The sequence below is a fragment of the Paenibacillus sp. MDV22-iso6 genome, assembly GCF_058408365.1.
Genome location: NZ_JBZVDZ010000002.1, coordinates 129,806 through 145,733, shown reverse-complemented (window position 1 = coordinate 145,733; position 15,928 = coordinate 129,806). Strand labels below are relative to the sequence as shown.

General features: G+C 47.0%; 13 protein-coding genes. 5 read left to right on the top strand and 8 right to left on the bottom strand.

The genetic code is table 11. The features are described 5' to 3' along the window. Positions 1 to 184: 184 nt before the first annotated feature. Positions 185 to 2,176 carry a DUF4832 domain-containing protein gene (locus AC4PM4_RS06915; protein ID WP_491613189.1) on the top strand — a complete coding sequence of 664 codons (1,992 nt, stop codon included), beginning with the start codon at positions 185 to 187 and terminating at the stop codon, positions 2,174 to 2,176. Positions 2,177 to 2,362: 186 nt separating this feature from the next. Here the strand turns inward: AC4PM4_RS06915 and AC4PM4_RS06910 are convergent, their stop codons facing one another. From AC4PM4_RS06910 to AC4PM4_RS06885, 6 genes are all read right to left on the bottom strand, one after another. Beyond that, a complete protein-coding gene (locus AC4PM4_RS06910; RefSeq protein WP_491613188.1) occupies positions 2,363 to 2,785 on the bottom strand; it encodes a hypothetical protein in 423 nt (140 codons plus the stop codon). A gap of 356 nt (positions 2,786 to 3,141) precedes the next feature. Continuing rightward, positions 3,142 to 4,983, bottom strand: coding sequence for an ABC transporter ATP-binding protein (locus tag AC4PM4_RS06905; RefSeq protein WP_491613187.1), 1,842 nt, complete (start codon positions 4,981 to 4,983; stop codon positions 3,142 to 3,144). Next, entirely contained in the window at positions 4,964 to 6,727 is a 1,764-nt protein-coding gene (locus AC4PM4_RS06900; protein WP_491613186.1) for an ABC transporter ATP-binding protein, read from the bottom strand. The genes AC4PM4_RS06905 and AC4PM4_RS06900 overlap by 20 nt, the downstream gene beginning before the upstream one ends. A 307-nt stretch (positions 6,728 to 7,034) precedes the next feature. Then, positions 7,035 to 7,934 (bottom strand): hypothetical protein, encoded by a 900-nt coding sequence (locus tag AC4PM4_RS06895; RefSeq protein ID WP_491613184.1) that lies wholly within the window; start codon positions 7,932 to 7,934, stop codon positions 7,035 to 7,037. Positions 7,935 to 8,278: 344 nt separating this feature from the next. Further along, the gene (locus tag AC4PM4_RS06890) at positions 8,279 to 9,013 is read right to left on the bottom strand and encodes a nuclease-related domain-containing protein (RefSeq protein WP_063565963.1); all 735 of its coding nucleotides are present in this window, start codon (positions 9,011 to 9,013) and stop codon (positions 8,279 to 8,281) included. Positions 9,014 to 9,260: 247 nt separating this feature from the next. Further along, positions 9,261 to 10,154 carry an NAD(P)-dependent oxidoreductase gene (locus tag AC4PM4_RS06885; protein WP_063565964.1) on the bottom strand — a complete coding sequence of 298 codons (894 nt, stop codon included), beginning with the start codon at positions 10,152 to 10,154 and terminating at the stop codon, positions 9,261 to 9,263. A 196-nt stretch (positions 10,155 to 10,350) separates the two neighbouring features. Here AC4PM4_RS06885 and AC4PM4_RS06880 point away from each other — a divergent pair, with 196 nt between their 5' ends. From AC4PM4_RS06880 to AC4PM4_RS06870, 3 genes are read left to right on the top strand one after another with little or no spacing between them, the layout of a single operon-like run. Continuing rightward, a complete protein-coding gene (locus AC4PM4_RS06880; protein WP_400347348.1) occupies positions 10,351 to 11,487 on the top strand; it encodes a GerAB/ArcD/ProY family transporter in 1,137 nt (378 codons plus the stop codon). Beyond that, on the top strand, positions 11,444 to 12,949 hold the full coding sequence (locus AC4PM4_RS06875; RefSeq protein WP_269053486.1) for a spore germination protein: 1,506 nt from the start codon (positions 11,444 to 11,446) through the stop codon (positions 12,947 to 12,949). Before AC4PM4_RS06880 ends, AC4PM4_RS06875 begins: the two co-directional genes overlap by 44 nt. Beyond that, positions 12,946 to 14,109 (top strand): Ger(x)C family spore germination protein, encoded by a 1,164-nt coding sequence (locus AC4PM4_RS06870; protein WP_064640472.1) that lies wholly within the window; start codon positions 12,946 to 12,948, stop codon positions 14,107 to 14,109. Before AC4PM4_RS06875 ends, AC4PM4_RS06870 begins: the two co-directional genes overlap by 4 nt. Positions 14,110 to 14,262: 153 nt before the next feature. Here AC4PM4_RS06870 and AC4PM4_RS06865 read toward each other — a convergent pair whose 3' ends face one another. Both AC4PM4_RS06865 and AC4PM4_RS06860 read right to left on the bottom strand, forming a co-directional pair. Then, entirely contained in the window at positions 14,263 to 14,592 is a 330-nt protein-coding gene (locus AC4PM4_RS06865) for a hypothetical protein (protein WP_491613182.1), read from the bottom strand. Positions 14,593 to 14,785: 193 nt separating this feature from the next. Continuing rightward, positions 14,786 to 15,154, bottom strand: coding sequence for a hypothetical protein (locus AC4PM4_RS06860; RefSeq protein WP_099855503.1), 369 nt, complete (start codon positions 15,152 to 15,154; stop codon positions 14,786 to 14,788). Positions 15,155 to 15,302: 148 nt separating this feature from the next. Here AC4PM4_RS06860 and AC4PM4_RS06855 point away from each other — a divergent pair, with 148 nt between their 5' ends. After that, positions 15,303 to 15,833 carry a hypothetical protein gene (locus tag AC4PM4_RS06855; protein ID WP_491613181.1) on the top strand — a complete coding sequence of 177 codons (531 nt, stop codon included), beginning with the start codon at positions 15,303 to 15,305 and terminating at the stop codon, positions 15,831 to 15,833. Positions 15,834 to 15,928 lie beyond the last annotated feature (95 nt).

Genomic DNA, 15,928 nt, shown 5'->3' with positions numbered 1-15,928 from the left:
AAATTCACACCTTTTTAGTTGTTTATTCCCCGATTACTACCATGACTCTTACATAAAACGTTACTATTCCGCTACTTCATGTGGATCAGAAAGGAGTTGAGCTCTCCTAACTCTCCTCTCATAACGAAATTCGGGGTGGGCAGAACGAGTCATCATTCAAAATCCATTATTCAGGAGGTATACCATGACAAGATTATTTGATAGAAGCAAGCGGAGCTTTGGATTGTTTTTGGCTTTTGTCCTCATGATTACCCTGCTATTGCCTGCAGCAGCCTTACCCAAAGCCTCTGCTGCAACCATCACCATTGATGGCAATGTCAGCGACTGGAGCAGCGTTAGTGCTCTCACCACCAATAGCGGCACTGCCCAGACGCTCAAAGTAACCAATGATGGAACTAACCTCTATCTGCTTATTCAAGGCTCAGGCCTGAGTACAACGATGGGCAACTTCTGGATCAACACCGATAACAATACTTCAACCGGTTACCAGGCTGCGGGCTGGGGAGTTACAGGTGTGGAGTGGCTGCTTGAAAATACGGGTTTATATCGCTATGGCGGCAGCGGAACCGACTGGGTCTGGAACTTCAACAGCACGTTGACCAGCTCCCAATTCTACCGCAGCTCCACCGTCATTGAGATCGCTATTCCTCTCGCCACTCTGCAAATCAGTGCAGGCAGCACAGTGCGAATCGGGTATATCGACAACAGCTCGGATACATCGAGATTGCCCGCGTCTGGACAAACACTGCCAGCTTACCTTCTGACCTCGGCTGGATCAGGTGGTGGTACGGGGAACAATACCGTGGTGAATCCCGTAGAACTGGACAGCCCACTCAACAATCCATTCAAAGGCTGGGCGCCTTCGGCCAAGAGTACAACTTATGCACAGCCACACAGGCTCGTATATGCAGGAGTGACTTGGAAGGAGCTTGAGTCCACCAAAGGCACATTTGATTTTAGTGCGATTGAAGCCGCCAACAATTTTGCCTACTGGAAAAGTAAAGGCGTCAAAGTGGTGTTCCGCTTCATTCTGGACAGCCCGACAGGACAGGCTCACAGAGATATTCCCGACTGGCTCTACAATGACATGATTGCCCGCGGAGAATCACCTGGAACCGTATATAACGATACAACCGGAGGCATGGGTACTGGGAACAACATGGGCTTCTCTCCCAACTACAACTCCACCTATCTGCAAGAAAGGCACAAATTAGCCATCGAAGCCATTGCGGCAAGATACAACACCAATGATCGTCCGGTCGCCTTTGTCCAGATCGGTTCCCTCGGGCACTGGGGCGAGTTCCATACATGGCCTTATGTCGGACCAAATGGTGAAACCAATTACACAGGCGCTTTCCCTACCAATGACATCTCGAACAAATACGTTCAGCATTATATTGATGCCTTTGCTGGCAAAGAGGACAAAATGCAGGTTCTGATCCGGCGCAGTATCGCCCTCGCCAAAACCAATAATAAAGGCATGGTCATGGGCATGTTCAACGATGTGTTTGGACATAAAGACAGCTTCGATGCGGATTGGGGCTGGTACACAGGCACCCAGAATGGCTATTGGGATGACATTGGTCAACAGCAGCCTGCACATGCGAACTTCTGGGAGACACGTATCTCAGGCGGCGAATTTTACGGGGGAGCTTCCGGCATGCTTGCAGCATTAACTACCGGTAGCGGATTTACGGAAACGTTGCGTCAAACGGAGCTAAGTAAACCAAGCTGGCTGGGACCAAATTCCCCTGCCTCGCTTCCTCTGAATCATGCCTTACAGGCCAATATCGATGCACTCAAGAAACGAATGGGTTACCACTTTGTAGTGAAGGAGATTTCGCATCCATCCACCATTAGCGGAAGCACGTTTACAACAATGATTAAGGTGGAGAATAAAGGCGTACAGCACTTCCCGTTTGCCTGGCCGGTTGAAATTCAACTGCGCAGCGGCAATACCGTGGTCGCTAAGAAAACAACAACCGTTAATCTGACTACGTGGAAAACGGGTACCTTCACCCTGACCGATTCCATTCCGGTCTCCGGTCTTGCTGCCGGAACCTATGATATCGCGATTGCGATCATTGACCCGGAAACGAATAAACCTGGCGTAGACTTTGCCAATACAAATAAATTGACCGATGGCTCGTTCAAACTGAGCAGTGTAACGAAGTAATCTCAGGTTGCTTCGACTAGTGAAAATGAAAAAGAGCAGGAATGAGGGCACTATGCTCTCATTCCTGCTTTGTATGGACATAACGTTGAAACTCTGAATTTTTGGGACCAGGAAGGTATATAATTTGAAACCTTTTCTAATTATGCTAAAGAAGAGAGACTCAGATTTTTTTCCGAGTCCCTCTTCTTATATTAAATTAATGATAAATTGACCATTTTCAGCTTTTACCTCGAAGTAGTACTGCTGATCCTTATTTAAATCCTTTAAGCTTGTACTTGTTCCTGGAAACACTTCGAACTCAGCTATTACAATATTACCCTTTTCATCTTTAACTCTCATCCGTATGTTACCCGCACTGTTTGCATCATTAATGATTGTTTTATCCCAGAATACAGTATCAAATTTAACAGAGTCATTCCCATTAAATTTAACACTGTTCCATTCATCATTTTCTACATTAAGAGCGAGAATTGAAGTCGTTTTAGGAGAAAAATAATTATGTACCGTTTCAACATTTTGATAGACTTGATACGAATAAACAAAAATCATGGTTAACGTAACAGAAATTGCACCAAACAGACTTATCTTCTTCACTTTACTATTAACCATAGTTTTATCAGCCCCTTAATTCATTGAGATATTATAATTTCCCGTTTTAATACCTTTTTTTATAATCTTGTTATTCTATATATTGGGATACAACACCTGTTGAATTATTGATTTTTTTCAAAAAAATTTATAGATACATTACATCTCACATTCCTGAGGAGAAGCCTCAGAATCTGGAAAGAACACTAAACCAAATTATGGACCATGTTCCACAAACAGAAATGCTCTCAAAGAACGACGACCTTTCCCCGATAGAGATCTGGGAACAAGTCGTCGATTAAGAGTATTTCTTTTTTTTATTGTGATTACTTGATGCAGCTATGGCTGCTTAAGATTCAGGTAATTCCTCTTTTTTACTATTGCGCCTTATTCCGCAGCTGACTGTAATACAGTTCGCTGTAGAAGCCGCCTTGTTCCAGCAATGCGTCATGCGAACCTTGCTCCAGGAGCTGACCATCCTTCAGGACAAGAATACGATCAGCTTGGCGAATTGTATTCAGCCTGTGGGCGATGACAAAGCTGGTACGGCCTTGCATCAGGCGCTGCAACCCTTCCTGGATCTTGATCTCCGTGACGGTATCGATACTGCTGGTCGCCTCGTCCAATACTAGAATGGAAGGATCGGCCAGAATTGCCCGGGCAATCGCAAGCAGCTGCTTCTGTCCCTGACTGATGCCACTTCCGTCGGCCTGAAGCACTTTATCGTATCCGTCCTTCATCCGTATGATGAACGAATGGGCATTCGCCAGCCTCGAAGCAGCTTCCACCTCTTCATCGGTCGCATCCAAGCGGCCGAAACGGATATTTTCACGAATCGTGCCCTGGAACAGGAATGAATCCTGAAGGACAAATGCCATGTGCGAGCGCAAATTCTCACGCCGAATGGTCGTGATGTCACGTCCATCCACCGTTAGTGTACCGGATGTAGGATCATAGAAGCGGGATAACAGCTGAATCAATGTTGTTTTCCCTGCCCCGGTCGGACCTACCAAAGCAATCATCTCGCCAGGCTTGGCTTCAAAGTTAATTTCACGCAAAATATTGCGTCCTTCATCATATCCAAAGGATACCTTGTCGAAGCGAACGGCTCCCTCCACCTTTTCGAGAGATACTGCTGCGCCTTCATCCTTCGCTTCCTCATCCTCATCCAATACCTCGAACACGCGCTCCGCACCAGCAATCGCAGACAACAACGTGTTCCACTGGTTGGCCAGATCGTTGAGCGGCCGGGTAAACTGACGGGCATATTCTACGAAAATGATAATCACGCCGACGGTAACGGAACCTTGAATCGCCAAGATCCCGCCGATGCCTGCGACAATCGCAAAGCTCAGGTTGTTCAGGCCATTCATCAGCTTTGGAATAAAACCGGAGATGGTCTGTGCCCAGAAACCGGACAACCGGATCTTCGTATTTCGTTCCTCAAACCCGCGAATGACCCGTTCTTCCTGCGAGAACGCCTTGATAATCTTCTGTCCTGACAAGGTTTCCTCAATGTACCCATTGAGTTCGCCGAGATTACGCTGACGTTGTTTGAACAACGGCCCGGTTCTACGCGTAATCCAGCGCATGCCAATAGCCATCAGTGGTACCACGATAAATGTAAGCAAGGTCAGCAACGGACTTAACCAGAGCATCACGCCAAACGTTCCGATCAGTGTTAACACACTGGAGAAAATCTGGATCGCTGAGCTGTTCAGCGTACCGCTGACATTCTCAATGTCGTTGGTAACCCGGCTCATGATCTCCCCTTGCTGACGCTTGCCAAAGAATGGAATCGGCAGTTTGTGCAGATGGGAGAACAGATCATACCGCATGCGGAATACGGTCTCCTGTGCAATTTCAATCATCCAGATATTTTGAAGCCATGACGACAAGGAGAAGAGAACATAGACTGCCAACAGGCCCAATAAAAATGTCGTCCAGCTGGAACTCGTTGCTTCTCCATCAATGAATTTATCCACAGCTACACCGACCATATAAGGTCCAAGCAAAGCGAGCGCGGAACTGGCAAATACCATCAACAGCACCATCGTCAGCTTGACCTTGCGACGGGCCAGATACGCCCAGATCCGGCCTAACGTACCGGACCAGTTCTTCGCCCGTACCTTCGGCTTACGACCTCCACCTGCCTTCAGCGTCTCGGGATCAATCGGCGGTGGGGGCTGACGGAAAGGTTCAATGAATGCTTTGAACATGTGGTGTACCCTCCCCGTATTGTGATTCATAGATTCGGCGATACAATTCAGATGAATCCATCAGATCCTCATGTTTCCCCTGTCCAATCAGACGCCCGTCATCCAACAACAGAATCAGATCGGCAGAGGTGGTTGAACTGATCTTCTGCGTAATGATAAACGTTGTACACGATAAATCTTCCAGTGCACCCAGCAGCCTTGCTTCCGTGGCGACATCAAGAGCACTTGTACTGTCATCCAGAATCAAGATGCTTGGACGACGAATCAATGCACGGGCAATCGAGAGCCGCTGCTTCTGTCCACCCGACAGATTGACTCCTCGCTGACCGAGCTGTGTATCGTAGCCATTCGGCAGCTTCTCAATGGTCTCGTGAATCTGTGCACGCCGCGCTGCTTCCTTAATCTCTTCGAGCGTTGCGTCCTCCCGGCCCCAGGCGATGTTATCCCGTACCGATCCGGTAAAGAGGACCACTTCCTGCGGCACATAACCGATTGCTCCGCGCAATGTGGCAATGTCCAACCGTTCTGCGTCATTACCATCGATACGAACCTCGCCTTGATCTTCGGTATAGAGCCTTGGAATGAGCTGTACCAGTGAGGATTTACCTGAACCTGTCGCTCCCATGATGGCGATACGCTCGCCTCGTTTGGCTGAGAACGTAATGTCTTCCAACACGGTAATTTCACTACCCGGATAGCTGAATCCTACACCCTGAAAATCAACTGTACCCTGGATAACAGGATTCCCTTTACCAGTTTGTTCAGAACGATCTGTATTCAATGTTTGAGCTGATTCCGAAACTTCCTCCGTGTCAAAAACTTCGTTAAGCCGTTGTGCCGAAGCACTCGCTCTGGAGAAGGTCACCAGAATCCAGGACAGTGCAGACATGGCGCCAATGGTGCGAAGCAGATAGTTAATAACTGCGACGACTTCACCCACGGTAGCACTTCCGGTAGTGATGTCACGTCGTCCAAACCATAGCACGGCGATGATACAACCATTCATCATGAGCAGCATGAATGGCATTGTTGTCTCCGTCAAGCGCAGCGCGGAGATCGTGCCCTTCATCAGCTTGCCGCTATAACCGGCAAAGCGTTCAATCTCGTGGCCCATCCGGACGAAGACACGGATCAGCCGAATGCCTGTCAGATTTTCCTGGATGACTCCGTTGACGGCATCCAGCCTGCGCTGCACATTGCGGAACAGCAGCGCTGCCTTTTTGATCATCCAGATGACAAACACGAGCAGTACAGGCACCATCACAACAAGCAGCAGACCCAGCTTCGGATTTACCACAACCGCCATGATCATGCTGCCAATCACCACCAGCGGTACACGTGTCATGAAACGCAGACTCATAAACACCGTATCCTGCACCTGTGTAACATCCCCCGTCAATCGGGTAATCAGGGATGATGTGGCAAAACGGTTAAACACAGCATAAGAGAACGCTTGCACTTTGTCATACAGCTTCTCCCTCAGATCGTAACCGAAGCCGAGACTCGCATGTGACGCAAAAAAAGAACTCGCAATACCCGCGACAAACGCCACGACGGCACTGCCCACAAGCACCCCACCCCATAGCCAAACCACTGACAGATCTCCTTGCTGGATACCGTTATCAATGATCTTCGAGATCAAATAGGGTTGAGCCAATTCGACCGTCAATTCAATCAGCATCATGACCAGTGCTGCGATGGCGGCGACTCGATACTTCTTCAAGTAGTATAACAGCTTGATCATAACCATTCCTCCGGCCCAGAGCGTTTAATCTTCGTGACGATTTGGTATGTTCACGCAGCCAGCTCCGTTAGTCTCTTTCCATAACTCTATGTAAAATTTCACGTATCCAATACGCTTATTATATCGCATTTTGAACCTTCAAATCGCTAATATCTTCTTTCCATCTTATTATTAACCTGAAATAGGCGGTGAGAGAACATGCATCTGCAACAAAAAAACCTGGGCAGACTGCCCAGGTGCGATGATTTTGTTTTCGATTGAAATGTTCCAGTTACAGCAAACTTACTCTTACAACGACAGATCACATTTATTTGCCGTACGTCTGTTCCAAACGTTCTTCTTCATTGGTGGACAGCAAAATGTTTAGCAGCCCCATCACGTTATTCGCTTCTGTTCTGGCTTCCGTATACTTCTCGGCAAATGCAGCTTCGTCCTGTTCCGGATCTATTGCAGCCAGTTTGGCCCACGACTCGCGGGCTTTATCGTAAAGTTTCGTTAAAGTGATGTCATACGTATGCTGCGCGACAGGTGCCATGGAGTCGAACTCCGCTGCATTCTTGAAAAATTCCATCGAGTCCGTAAAGGACTGACTGGTGTAATCCTTGTTCTTCATGGCATCCTCCGTAAGTAGCAGCGCCTGACGAGAGATAAACAACGTCTTCACCATGGCACGCTCCAGATTGGTTGCTTCTTCCCATGATACATAGGATACTTCTGGTGCCTGAACGGTTGTGAAAAAAGGAAAGGCATCATCGATCAAACGCTGTGAATCGGAATGGATTGGAATACCTGTGTTCATATTCACTACCGCATCACTATAGTTGGCGATATTAATATTTTTGGAGCCTTCTTCACTTACCCTGCGCACCGGATGATCATTAAGCGGCACACGGATATAGCCAAGCTTGTCCGCATACTTCTGCTTCAATTCCTCCAGTGTAGAGTCCACTCCGATCTTGCCTTCTTCAGATGAAGCCCCTGTTGTATCGGAAGTTGAGGAGGTGTCCGCAGAGTCTTCTGCATTCGTATCTGCAGCCGACGAGTCAGCCGTCGATGTGTCCGAGCTATTGGTCGCTGTTGCTACTGTACCAGCATCCTGGATTGGCTCCTTCGTTGTTGCTTCCTTCGCCCCACCGCCACATGCGGCCAGAACGGCAACCAAGCTGAAAATGGCCGTGAACATTTTGATTCTATGATTCCATCTCATATCGTATAATCTTCCCCTTATCTTATGTATGTACCTGTATTACATCCACCTCTACTTCAATCCATGAACAGTTCACTCCATAAATATCCTTTCGGATAACATAGATAGATCACTATGAAATCTGGTCTTTATTTTATCATAAGTTAAATACTGGGTGTATAAGACAATGTGCCTGCATGCTCATGCTCATGCTACATTTCTGCCTGTCCTATTCTCACTTACGGAGAGAACAAAAAAACACGGTCATCCATGAAGGACAACCGTGTTGATAAGTCTGACTGGCTATGTTGCATTATTCGTTTCAATTCATCGCGCATGGATGTTGCCACAGATTCAGATTCCTCTTATTTAATGCCTTTCGCCTTCTCCATATGATCAGCCCGAATCTGGGGATCCGTGGAATTGACTGCGGACAGCATGTTGTAGATCGCCTGAATATCCTGTTCTTTATACAACGTTTCGGGGACTTCGGTCTCAAGCCTTTCCGTTTTGCGCAGAATGGTCTCCACCAATTCATGATCATAGATAATCAGTTCATCCGAATTGACATATCTCACAGCGGGATCAACACTGATCCGGCAGCGATTGGTGAAGGTCACCATGGAGACGAGACGAACCCTTTTATAATCGCCGAGGTGTGCCTGAATGGCCTCCACATGCCCTCGGTGCTGCATCAATGGGTTGTACATCTTGATTCGGCTGCTGCTGACTGTCCAGTTGGCCTCTCTTCGACCACCACGAATCTCACCCGTCGTCAGGTTTCGTGTCTCAATCACGAAGATACCCCGCGGACCGATGACGACATGATCAATCGATGAGTAACCCGAGCGGGACTTGGTATTGGCAACAAGCAAGTCGTTCAGCACTTTGTATTCACCCGGAAGAGCATGCAGCTGCTGGGCAGTGCTTGGTTCCTCTGGCTGACGGGTCCAATCTCCATCTGATTTCGTTTTTTTGCGTCTACTGCGTACCATACGCGTGGGAATGGGAGCCGTTGACGGTAAAGATGAAGCGGAAGCTGTGATCTGGTTCGCGAGCTCTGGCTGTGACTTGAACAGAGACAGGATTTTTTTGAACATGGGCAAGCTCCGTTCTATGTAGTGTGGGTTTCGCACATCCATTATGTATACTTCTATTACTTATGTCGGATAAAGAGGGGCAAAAATAAAGGGAAGAGGACCAAAAATCCATTGTTCAACTAAAGTATATACCAATATTTAACCAATACTGTGACTTTAGACGCATACGGGAAGGAGAATTTTTATAAAAACAGCGCATTCCTTTCTATTGAAGAAAAAGAACACGCTGTTGTCTTGTTTGTTAGGATTAAGCCTGTAAATAATATGTGTAAAGCACCTGTGTACCCTTCTCATCCAGACCGTTGCTGGATATTTCCTGATACAAGGATTCAGCCAAGGCCAGCCCTGGCGTCTTCATACCCATGGCTTTGGCAGATTCGAGAGCGATACCCATGTCTTTGATAAAATGTTTCACATAGAATCCAGGCTCATAATCGCCTGCGATCATGCGCGGACCGAGATTGCTAAGTGACCAGCTTCCGGCTGCACCGGTAGCGATGCTCTTCAGCACATTCTCCGCGTCCAGACCGGATGTCTTGGCATAAGCGAGTGCCTCGCAAACACCCATCATGCCTGAAGCAATGGCGATCTGGTTGCACATTTTGGTATGCTGTCCTGCTCCGGCCTTGCCTTGCAGCACAATATTGGTGCCCATTTGCTCGAACAACGGACGAACCACTTCAAAGGCCTCCGTACTACCACCTACCATAATGGACAGTTTGGCATCCCGTGCTCCGATATCCCCACCGGAAACCGGTGCATCCAATGTATGCAGTCCATTAGCCTCCGCGGCTTCATAGATCCGTTCAGCCAGCAGTGGACTGGATGTGGTCATGTCAATCAGGTACGAGCCCAGTTTGGCGTTTGCCACGAGACCATCCTCACCAAGATAAATCTCCTCGACATCCTTCGGATACCCCACCATCGTGATGATGACATCACACTCGGCTGCCAGTTTGCCTGGTGTGTCATGCCATACGGCACCTTCCTTCACCAACGCTTCCGCTTTGGCGGCCGTGCGCGTATAGACATGCAGCGGATAGCCTGCCTGCTGGATATGCCCTGCCATGCTTTTGCCCATAACGCCTGTACCGATAAAGCCAACTTTCGTCTCTCCAGGTGCCTTCGTTGTATTTGTCATCGTAGGTTTCCTCCTATTTCTCTATACTTCGCTTGGAGCTTGTCTTCTAAACTTGCTATATCTGTATGTTAATGCTTTCTGTCTCTTCCGTCTATCTTGTTTCGTCTTCTATTGTTCAAAAAAATAAAATAGGAATCGAAAATCCATTTCCTGTACAACCTAACGGAAACTTCCTTGAACGGAAAGGAGGATTCCCATGAGCCGTGAAAAGGGAGAAATCACGATATGGCTGTCCTTTTCCATCATTTTGTTAAGTGCAGGCCTCGTGTGCCATGTTCTGTCCATTCCAGCAATTCTGGATTATGCAGGCAGAGATGGCTGGCTATCGGTAGTCGCTGCTGCTCCCTTCTTTTTGTTATTTCTATGTATGATGTTCGTTATTATCCGACGGGTACGCGGACAGCGCTTAACTGACTGGATCACGCGGGAATTTGGCGCAATTCCTTCATGGATATTCCGTATTACTGCCTCACTCATGCTGCTTGCACTCGGCTCACATACCTTATATGAAACAACGAACTGGACGGTATCTACCTATCTTCAATTCACCCCACCCTATGTGCTCGCAGGCGTGGGTGCTCTGGTTGCTGCCTGGGCGGCTGCCAAAGGTATTCGTTCCATTGCCATGACTTCAAGTCTGCTACTTCCATTCGTGATCCTGCTTGGATATTTCGTGATGTCAGCCAACATGAAATACAAGGACTATGGTCAGTTGTTTCCCATCATGGAATACGGTGCCGGTCCTGTCCTGAGGGGCATGATCTATTCGCTTGCCGGACTGATGGAAATCTGGATATTGATGCTGTTCCAACACGATATCAAAAGTAAAATTCGCTGGTGGCATCTTCTGCTGCTCGGGTTATTCATGCTCAGTATGGCGATTGGTCCAACGCTGGGAGCCATCGTTGAGTTCGGTCCGGAGGAAGCTGCGAAACAACGAAATAGCCCCTATGAGCAATGGAAGCTGGTGAATATAGGGAAATTGCTCCAGCACGTGGACTTCTTGTCCATCTATCAATGGCTAAGTGGTTCATTTGCCAGAGTGGCGATCTCCATCTATCTTATTGTGGACCTGCTCGATTTTCGCAGACCTAAGAAAAGGTACGTTGCCGTTCTAATTGTCACCTTCATCATGTGCGCCATAGCTGTACAGTGGTGGAGAATTGATTACGTTGACTATTATGTAAACCATATTCAATTTCCCGTGATGCTCGCCTATGTATCCACGGTAACAGTCCTGTTGACCCTCGCCGCATTCATACACAAAAAAGATAAGGAGGCTCCCGCTCATGCCGCTCACAACCACACCAAAGAAGAACCCCCATCTGGCTGAACCATTCCGAATCAATGAGCATAATCTGACGACGTTTTTTGCAGGTTCAGACGATGTGATCATCAGCAGCCATATGATTGGGGAGTCTCCGCAGCAGATTGTCATTGTGTATTGCAGCGGTATGGTCGACAGCAAATCCATCTATGATATTATTCTTCCCGAATTGACGCGAACGTACGAGAGCACTCACTTTGTTCGTGCATCGGATATCGAGAAGTCCATTACTCTGCAATGGACAAGTATAGACATACAGAACAACCCACTGGGAAAGGAACTCATGTCCCTGCGGGTGTTTGAGGGACATATGCTCATCTGCATTCCTTCTATCCAGAAGATGTGGAGTATGGATATATCCAACATACCTACACGATCGCCGGATGAATCCACTACAGAAGTATCGATCCGCGGGTCACGAGATGGCTTTATCGAACGTCTGTCAGTCAATATTGCCTTAATTCGTACACGCCTGCGTACAGCTGAATTAGCCTGTAACATTGAATTAATCGGTTCTCGCTCCGTGACCAAAGTCGCCCTGATGTATATTAAGGACATTGCCAATCCCGAACTGATTGATGATGTCAAGAATCAGCTGCGCAAAATCGACATAGAGCGCATTATGACCGCCAATGAACTGGAGGAATTATTGTCCCCTTCCAAAGTCACATTGTTTCCGGTAACCCATTACACGGGCAGACCTGATTTTGCGGCGGAATGTCTGCTGAACGGACGTTTCGTCATTATCGTGGATGGTAATCCCAGTGTCATCATCGGACCCGTTAATTTGTTTCTGCTTCTCAAATCACCCGAGGATGCCAGCTTCCCGTTTCTTCCGGTGAATGTGGGCCGCATGCTGCGTTTTATCGGGCTATTAATAACCGTATTCTTGCCTGGTTTCTATATTGCGCTGACTTCTTTTCACATGGACCAGCTACCCTTTCCGCTTGTAGCTACGATCTCAGTTGGGCGCATGGGTCTTCCTATGGAGTCTGGTGTGGAAATGTTTCTCATTATGCTTCTAATGGAGCTGTTCCGGGAAGCAGGGGTGAGGCTTCCCAGCGCCATTGGTCAGACGCTGACAGTTGTTGGCGGATTGATTATTGGGGATTCGGCCATCCGTGCAGGCATGGTTTCCCCGCTCATGATTGTTGTCATTGCCGTAACCGTAGTGGCCGGCGCAACGATTGTGAATCAGGTCATGACCAGTTCTGTTCTGATTCTGCGTTTTTTCTGTTTTGTACTGGGGGCATCCCTTGGCATATATGGGTTCATTCTGTCCATTATCCTGTTCCTGATCTATCTGACCGATCTGAAATCGTTCGGTATTCCTTATCTGACGCCGCTCAGTCCGCTTAATTTCAAACAGGCACTCGCCTCCTTGTTCAAACTTCCGAAAGGATGGATGAAACGTAGACCTGTCTATCTGGAAACGCAGGAGCCGCGTAAAGAAGGGAATGAGCGATGAAGCGGCTTATACAACGATGGTTGCTAGGGCTGCTAAGTCTCTCTCTTTGTTTCGTGACCAGCGGGTGCTGGAGTGCATATGAGATCCAACAGGTGGATTATGCCAAAGCGATCGGGATCGATTACAAAGACGGGTTGTACCATATGTATGTTCAGAGCATGGACTTTACCAGTGTAGCCAAAAGCGAAAGTTCAACCAAAACTGCGGAAGCTCCACCTGTATGGGTTGGACATGCTTCGGGGAAAACATTGAATCTGGCGGTAAACGAACTGTTCCGAAGTTCCCAGCTGCATATCGCCTGGGGCCATGTGACGGCCATTGTCATGGCCGAAAGTATCCTGACAAGCAAGCATATTAAGGAAGTGTTTGACATGCTTGGACGTTTTCCGGAATCACGTTACACAACCTGGGTATACGGCACTCGCGATCCACTGGAAAATATTCTGAGTGCCACGTCCATATACAATTTGTCGCCGCTGGATAGCATTCTGCATAACCCTCTTCCCTCGTTCCTGGAAGAATCGCTGTTTCCTCCGGTGCTCAGTTTCAAACTCATTGCCACCCATAACAATGCGTCCACGACAACTTATCTGCCTTGCATCACCTTGAACAAGGAGCACTGGTCGCAGAACAAAAAGAATTATGAGCTGTTTATGATTGACGGTGCTTTTTTTGAAAGAACCGGGGATGACTTTGAATATTTGCCCCATAGCAAGCTTCCTGGATTTCACTGGTTACTTAAGGATATGCGGCGTGCGCCATTGATCATTGAAAACGAAGGAACCATCTATGGCGCGCTCAGCGTTGGTTTGCCCAACGTCAAAATTGTACCCGTCATTCGTGGGAATGAGGTTCATTTCAACATCGATGCCAAATACCTGACCGCCTTGTATGAATATCTCACCCCTGTTTCCTATGACGAGATGGTCCGATTCAGCGAGAAGACATTGCGGGAGCAAATCTTGCAAACGTATCGTGAAGGTCTAAAGCGTGGGGTCGATGTCTATGGACTTCAGGAGAAGGTTTATCGCAAAAATCCAAGCCTGTGGCGCAAGCTGTCCAACAACGGTACAAAGATGATCCTGACGGAAGATTCCATTCAGAAGCTGGACATTCATATTACCATTCCATATACGGGAAAATTCCGTAGGAAAGTGTAGCCACAGAAAATCCCCTACCGTATGAAACGGATAAGGGGATTTTTTGGTTGATGCTGCGATTACTTTGTGTAGGGGTTGAAACGTTTCATAACATTCGTCAGATCATCTAATCTTTGTTGTCCAGGGATGTATGCAAATGCAACCTTCTTTTCTTTAAAAGCTAAATTTTAATCCTACATATTCAACTACGATCCATGAAACAGGCCAAAGTAATGGAACATGAACAACCCAGTAAGGGGCTTTATATCGCCCATTCTCGTAACTGATCCCACAATAAAAAATTGCGAATAATACACCTAAAGGATAGGTGAAAAGAATTTTAACCAATAGATCACGGGAAGTATCATATGTGTGTGGATACGGTGCCGATAAGGACATACCAAGTCCAAAAAGAGCCATAGGCCAAATGAACAAAGTAACTCCATACAAAATCAAAAATAATAATAAATAATTGTATAACTTCTCATTTTTCCTCTTGCTCATATGCCCTCCTGATTGCATGAACGTATTCGCCCAACGTGAAAAACCTTTATCAGAAGATTTTACAGGATGGATATGGAAATATAAATAGTTTATTCCTTGCTGATTAATAAAAAGACCTCCAACCATACAGGTTAGGAAGTCATTAATGATGTTAAATTATCGTATTTACCCTATGCAGCGACCGTCTATCAGACTATTTTCCATTCTGCCTATAGTACTCCATTATTCGCATACGTGTGGTCAAAATCAGGGTCTGTGGCAGTAGCACCACAAATATAAAAAGCGGCACAATCAGTACCAGATGAGCAGCAAAATTCTCTGCGCCAAACGATGGTTTGGGAAGTTCAATGAAGTACCACCAGCACGGGATGGCAACAAACCAGGTCAGTCCGGTAGAGATGAATAACTCCTTCACCCCACTCCATAGAAAACAAAACACAATGGCAATGGTTAACGCGAACCATGGATGGGGCTGCCCCGTCCAACTCCTATCTAAAAAAATTAGCAGTGGATACAACAGTGTCGTGCTCCATCGCCAGATGCTGTTGGTGTACAGTTTCATGAGATTCCCCCTTTGTAACAAGCAACCCTTTTACTTTATAAACAATACTTATCCTAAAAAGTTGGACCTTTTGATCCATTGGTTTGCATGCATAATTACCAATTTACGGTTCATACTACCATAAGGAAATTATATAAGGAGTGACAACATGAGGTTAAAAAGCATCATCGCCGTTGGAACGGTGTTAACTTGCTCGACTCTGTTATGGGGCTGTGGCAATGCCAATATGAACCATGCTTCGCAGCAGAACGATACTGTTCAAACCGAGAGCTGGAGCGATCCCAAACGACTGGAGGCTTCCCATCTTGAAGCGCTGGAACGGATGGAAAAGGATCATATTCATCGCATGGTTTCGCTAAATGCGAGCATGGATGAAGACAAAGTAATGACCACCCTTGAACGATCCACCCAGAAGCTGGAGGAAATGAGACCTCTCGCTGAAATGCTGCAACATGAGGGCCATCCAACGTTATTACAACGAATTCAGGAGATGGCTGGAGATATTCAAGGCTCGAAAGAAGTGGTTGCTGAGATGAAAAAACTGCCTCAGGACGGTAAAATTAAGATCCAGTCTGAGAATTCCGATTCATTGCATCACATCAGCAGTTTTCGCGAGTATCACCAGTATATGCTAGAGAAAATTCAGACTTTAAACAAGGCTAAGTCTGCCACACATTAATCTGTATCGGCTACTCGGATAGCATTGCCCCACTGTATAAAAAAACAAAGCATAATAGTTAGGTGGGAAGGTTCATTCCTATCTAACTATTTTCT

Coding starts and splice junctions, on each gene's coding strand:
- AC4PM4_RS06915 (WP_491613189.1), top strand. CDS start 185: ATGACAAGATTATTTGATAGAAGCAAGCGGAGCTTTGGATTGTTTTTG.
- AC4PM4_RS06910 (WP_491613188.1), bottom strand. CDS start 2,785: ATGGTTAATAGTAAAGTGAAGAAGATAAGTCTGTTTGGTGCAATTTCT.
- AC4PM4_RS06905 (WP_491613187.1), bottom strand. CDS start 4,983: ATGTTCAAAGCATTCATTGAACCTTTCCGTCAGCCCCCACCGCCGATT.
- AC4PM4_RS06900 (WP_491613186.1), bottom strand. CDS start 6,727: ATGATCAAGCTGTTATACTACTTGAAGAAGTATCGAGTCGCCGCCATC.
- AC4PM4_RS06895 (WP_491613184.1), bottom strand. CDS start 7,934: ATGAGATGGAATCATAGAATCAAAATGTTCACGGCCATTTTCAGCTTG.
- AC4PM4_RS06890 (WP_063565963.1), bottom strand. CDS start 9,013: ATGTTCAAAAAAATCCTGTCTCTGTTCAAGTCACAGCCAGAGCTCGCG.
- AC4PM4_RS06885 (WP_063565964.1), bottom strand. CDS start 10,154: ATGACAAATACAACGAAGGCACCTGGAGAGACGAAAGTTGGCTTTATC.
- AC4PM4_RS06880 (WP_400347348.1), top strand. CDS start 10,351: ATGAGCCGTGAAAAGGGAGAAATCACGATATGGCTGTCCTTTTCCATC.
- AC4PM4_RS06875 (WP_269053486.1), top strand. CDS start 11,444: ATGCCGCTCACAACCACACCAAAGAAGAACCCCCATCTGGCTGAACCA.
- AC4PM4_RS06870 (WP_064640472.1), top strand. CDS start 12,946: ATGAAGCGGCTTATACAACGATGGTTGCTAGGGCTGCTAAGTCTCTCT.
- AC4PM4_RS06865 (WP_491613182.1), bottom strand. CDS start 14,592: ATGAGCAAGAGGAAAAATGAGAAGTTATACAATTATTTATTATTATTT.
- AC4PM4_RS06860 (WP_099855503.1), bottom strand. CDS start 15,154: ATGAAACTGTACACCAACAGCATCTGGCGATGGAGCACGACACTGTTG.
- AC4PM4_RS06855 (WP_491613181.1), top strand. CDS start 15,303: ATGAGGTTAAAAAGCATCATCGCCGTTGGAACGGTGTTAACTTGCTCG.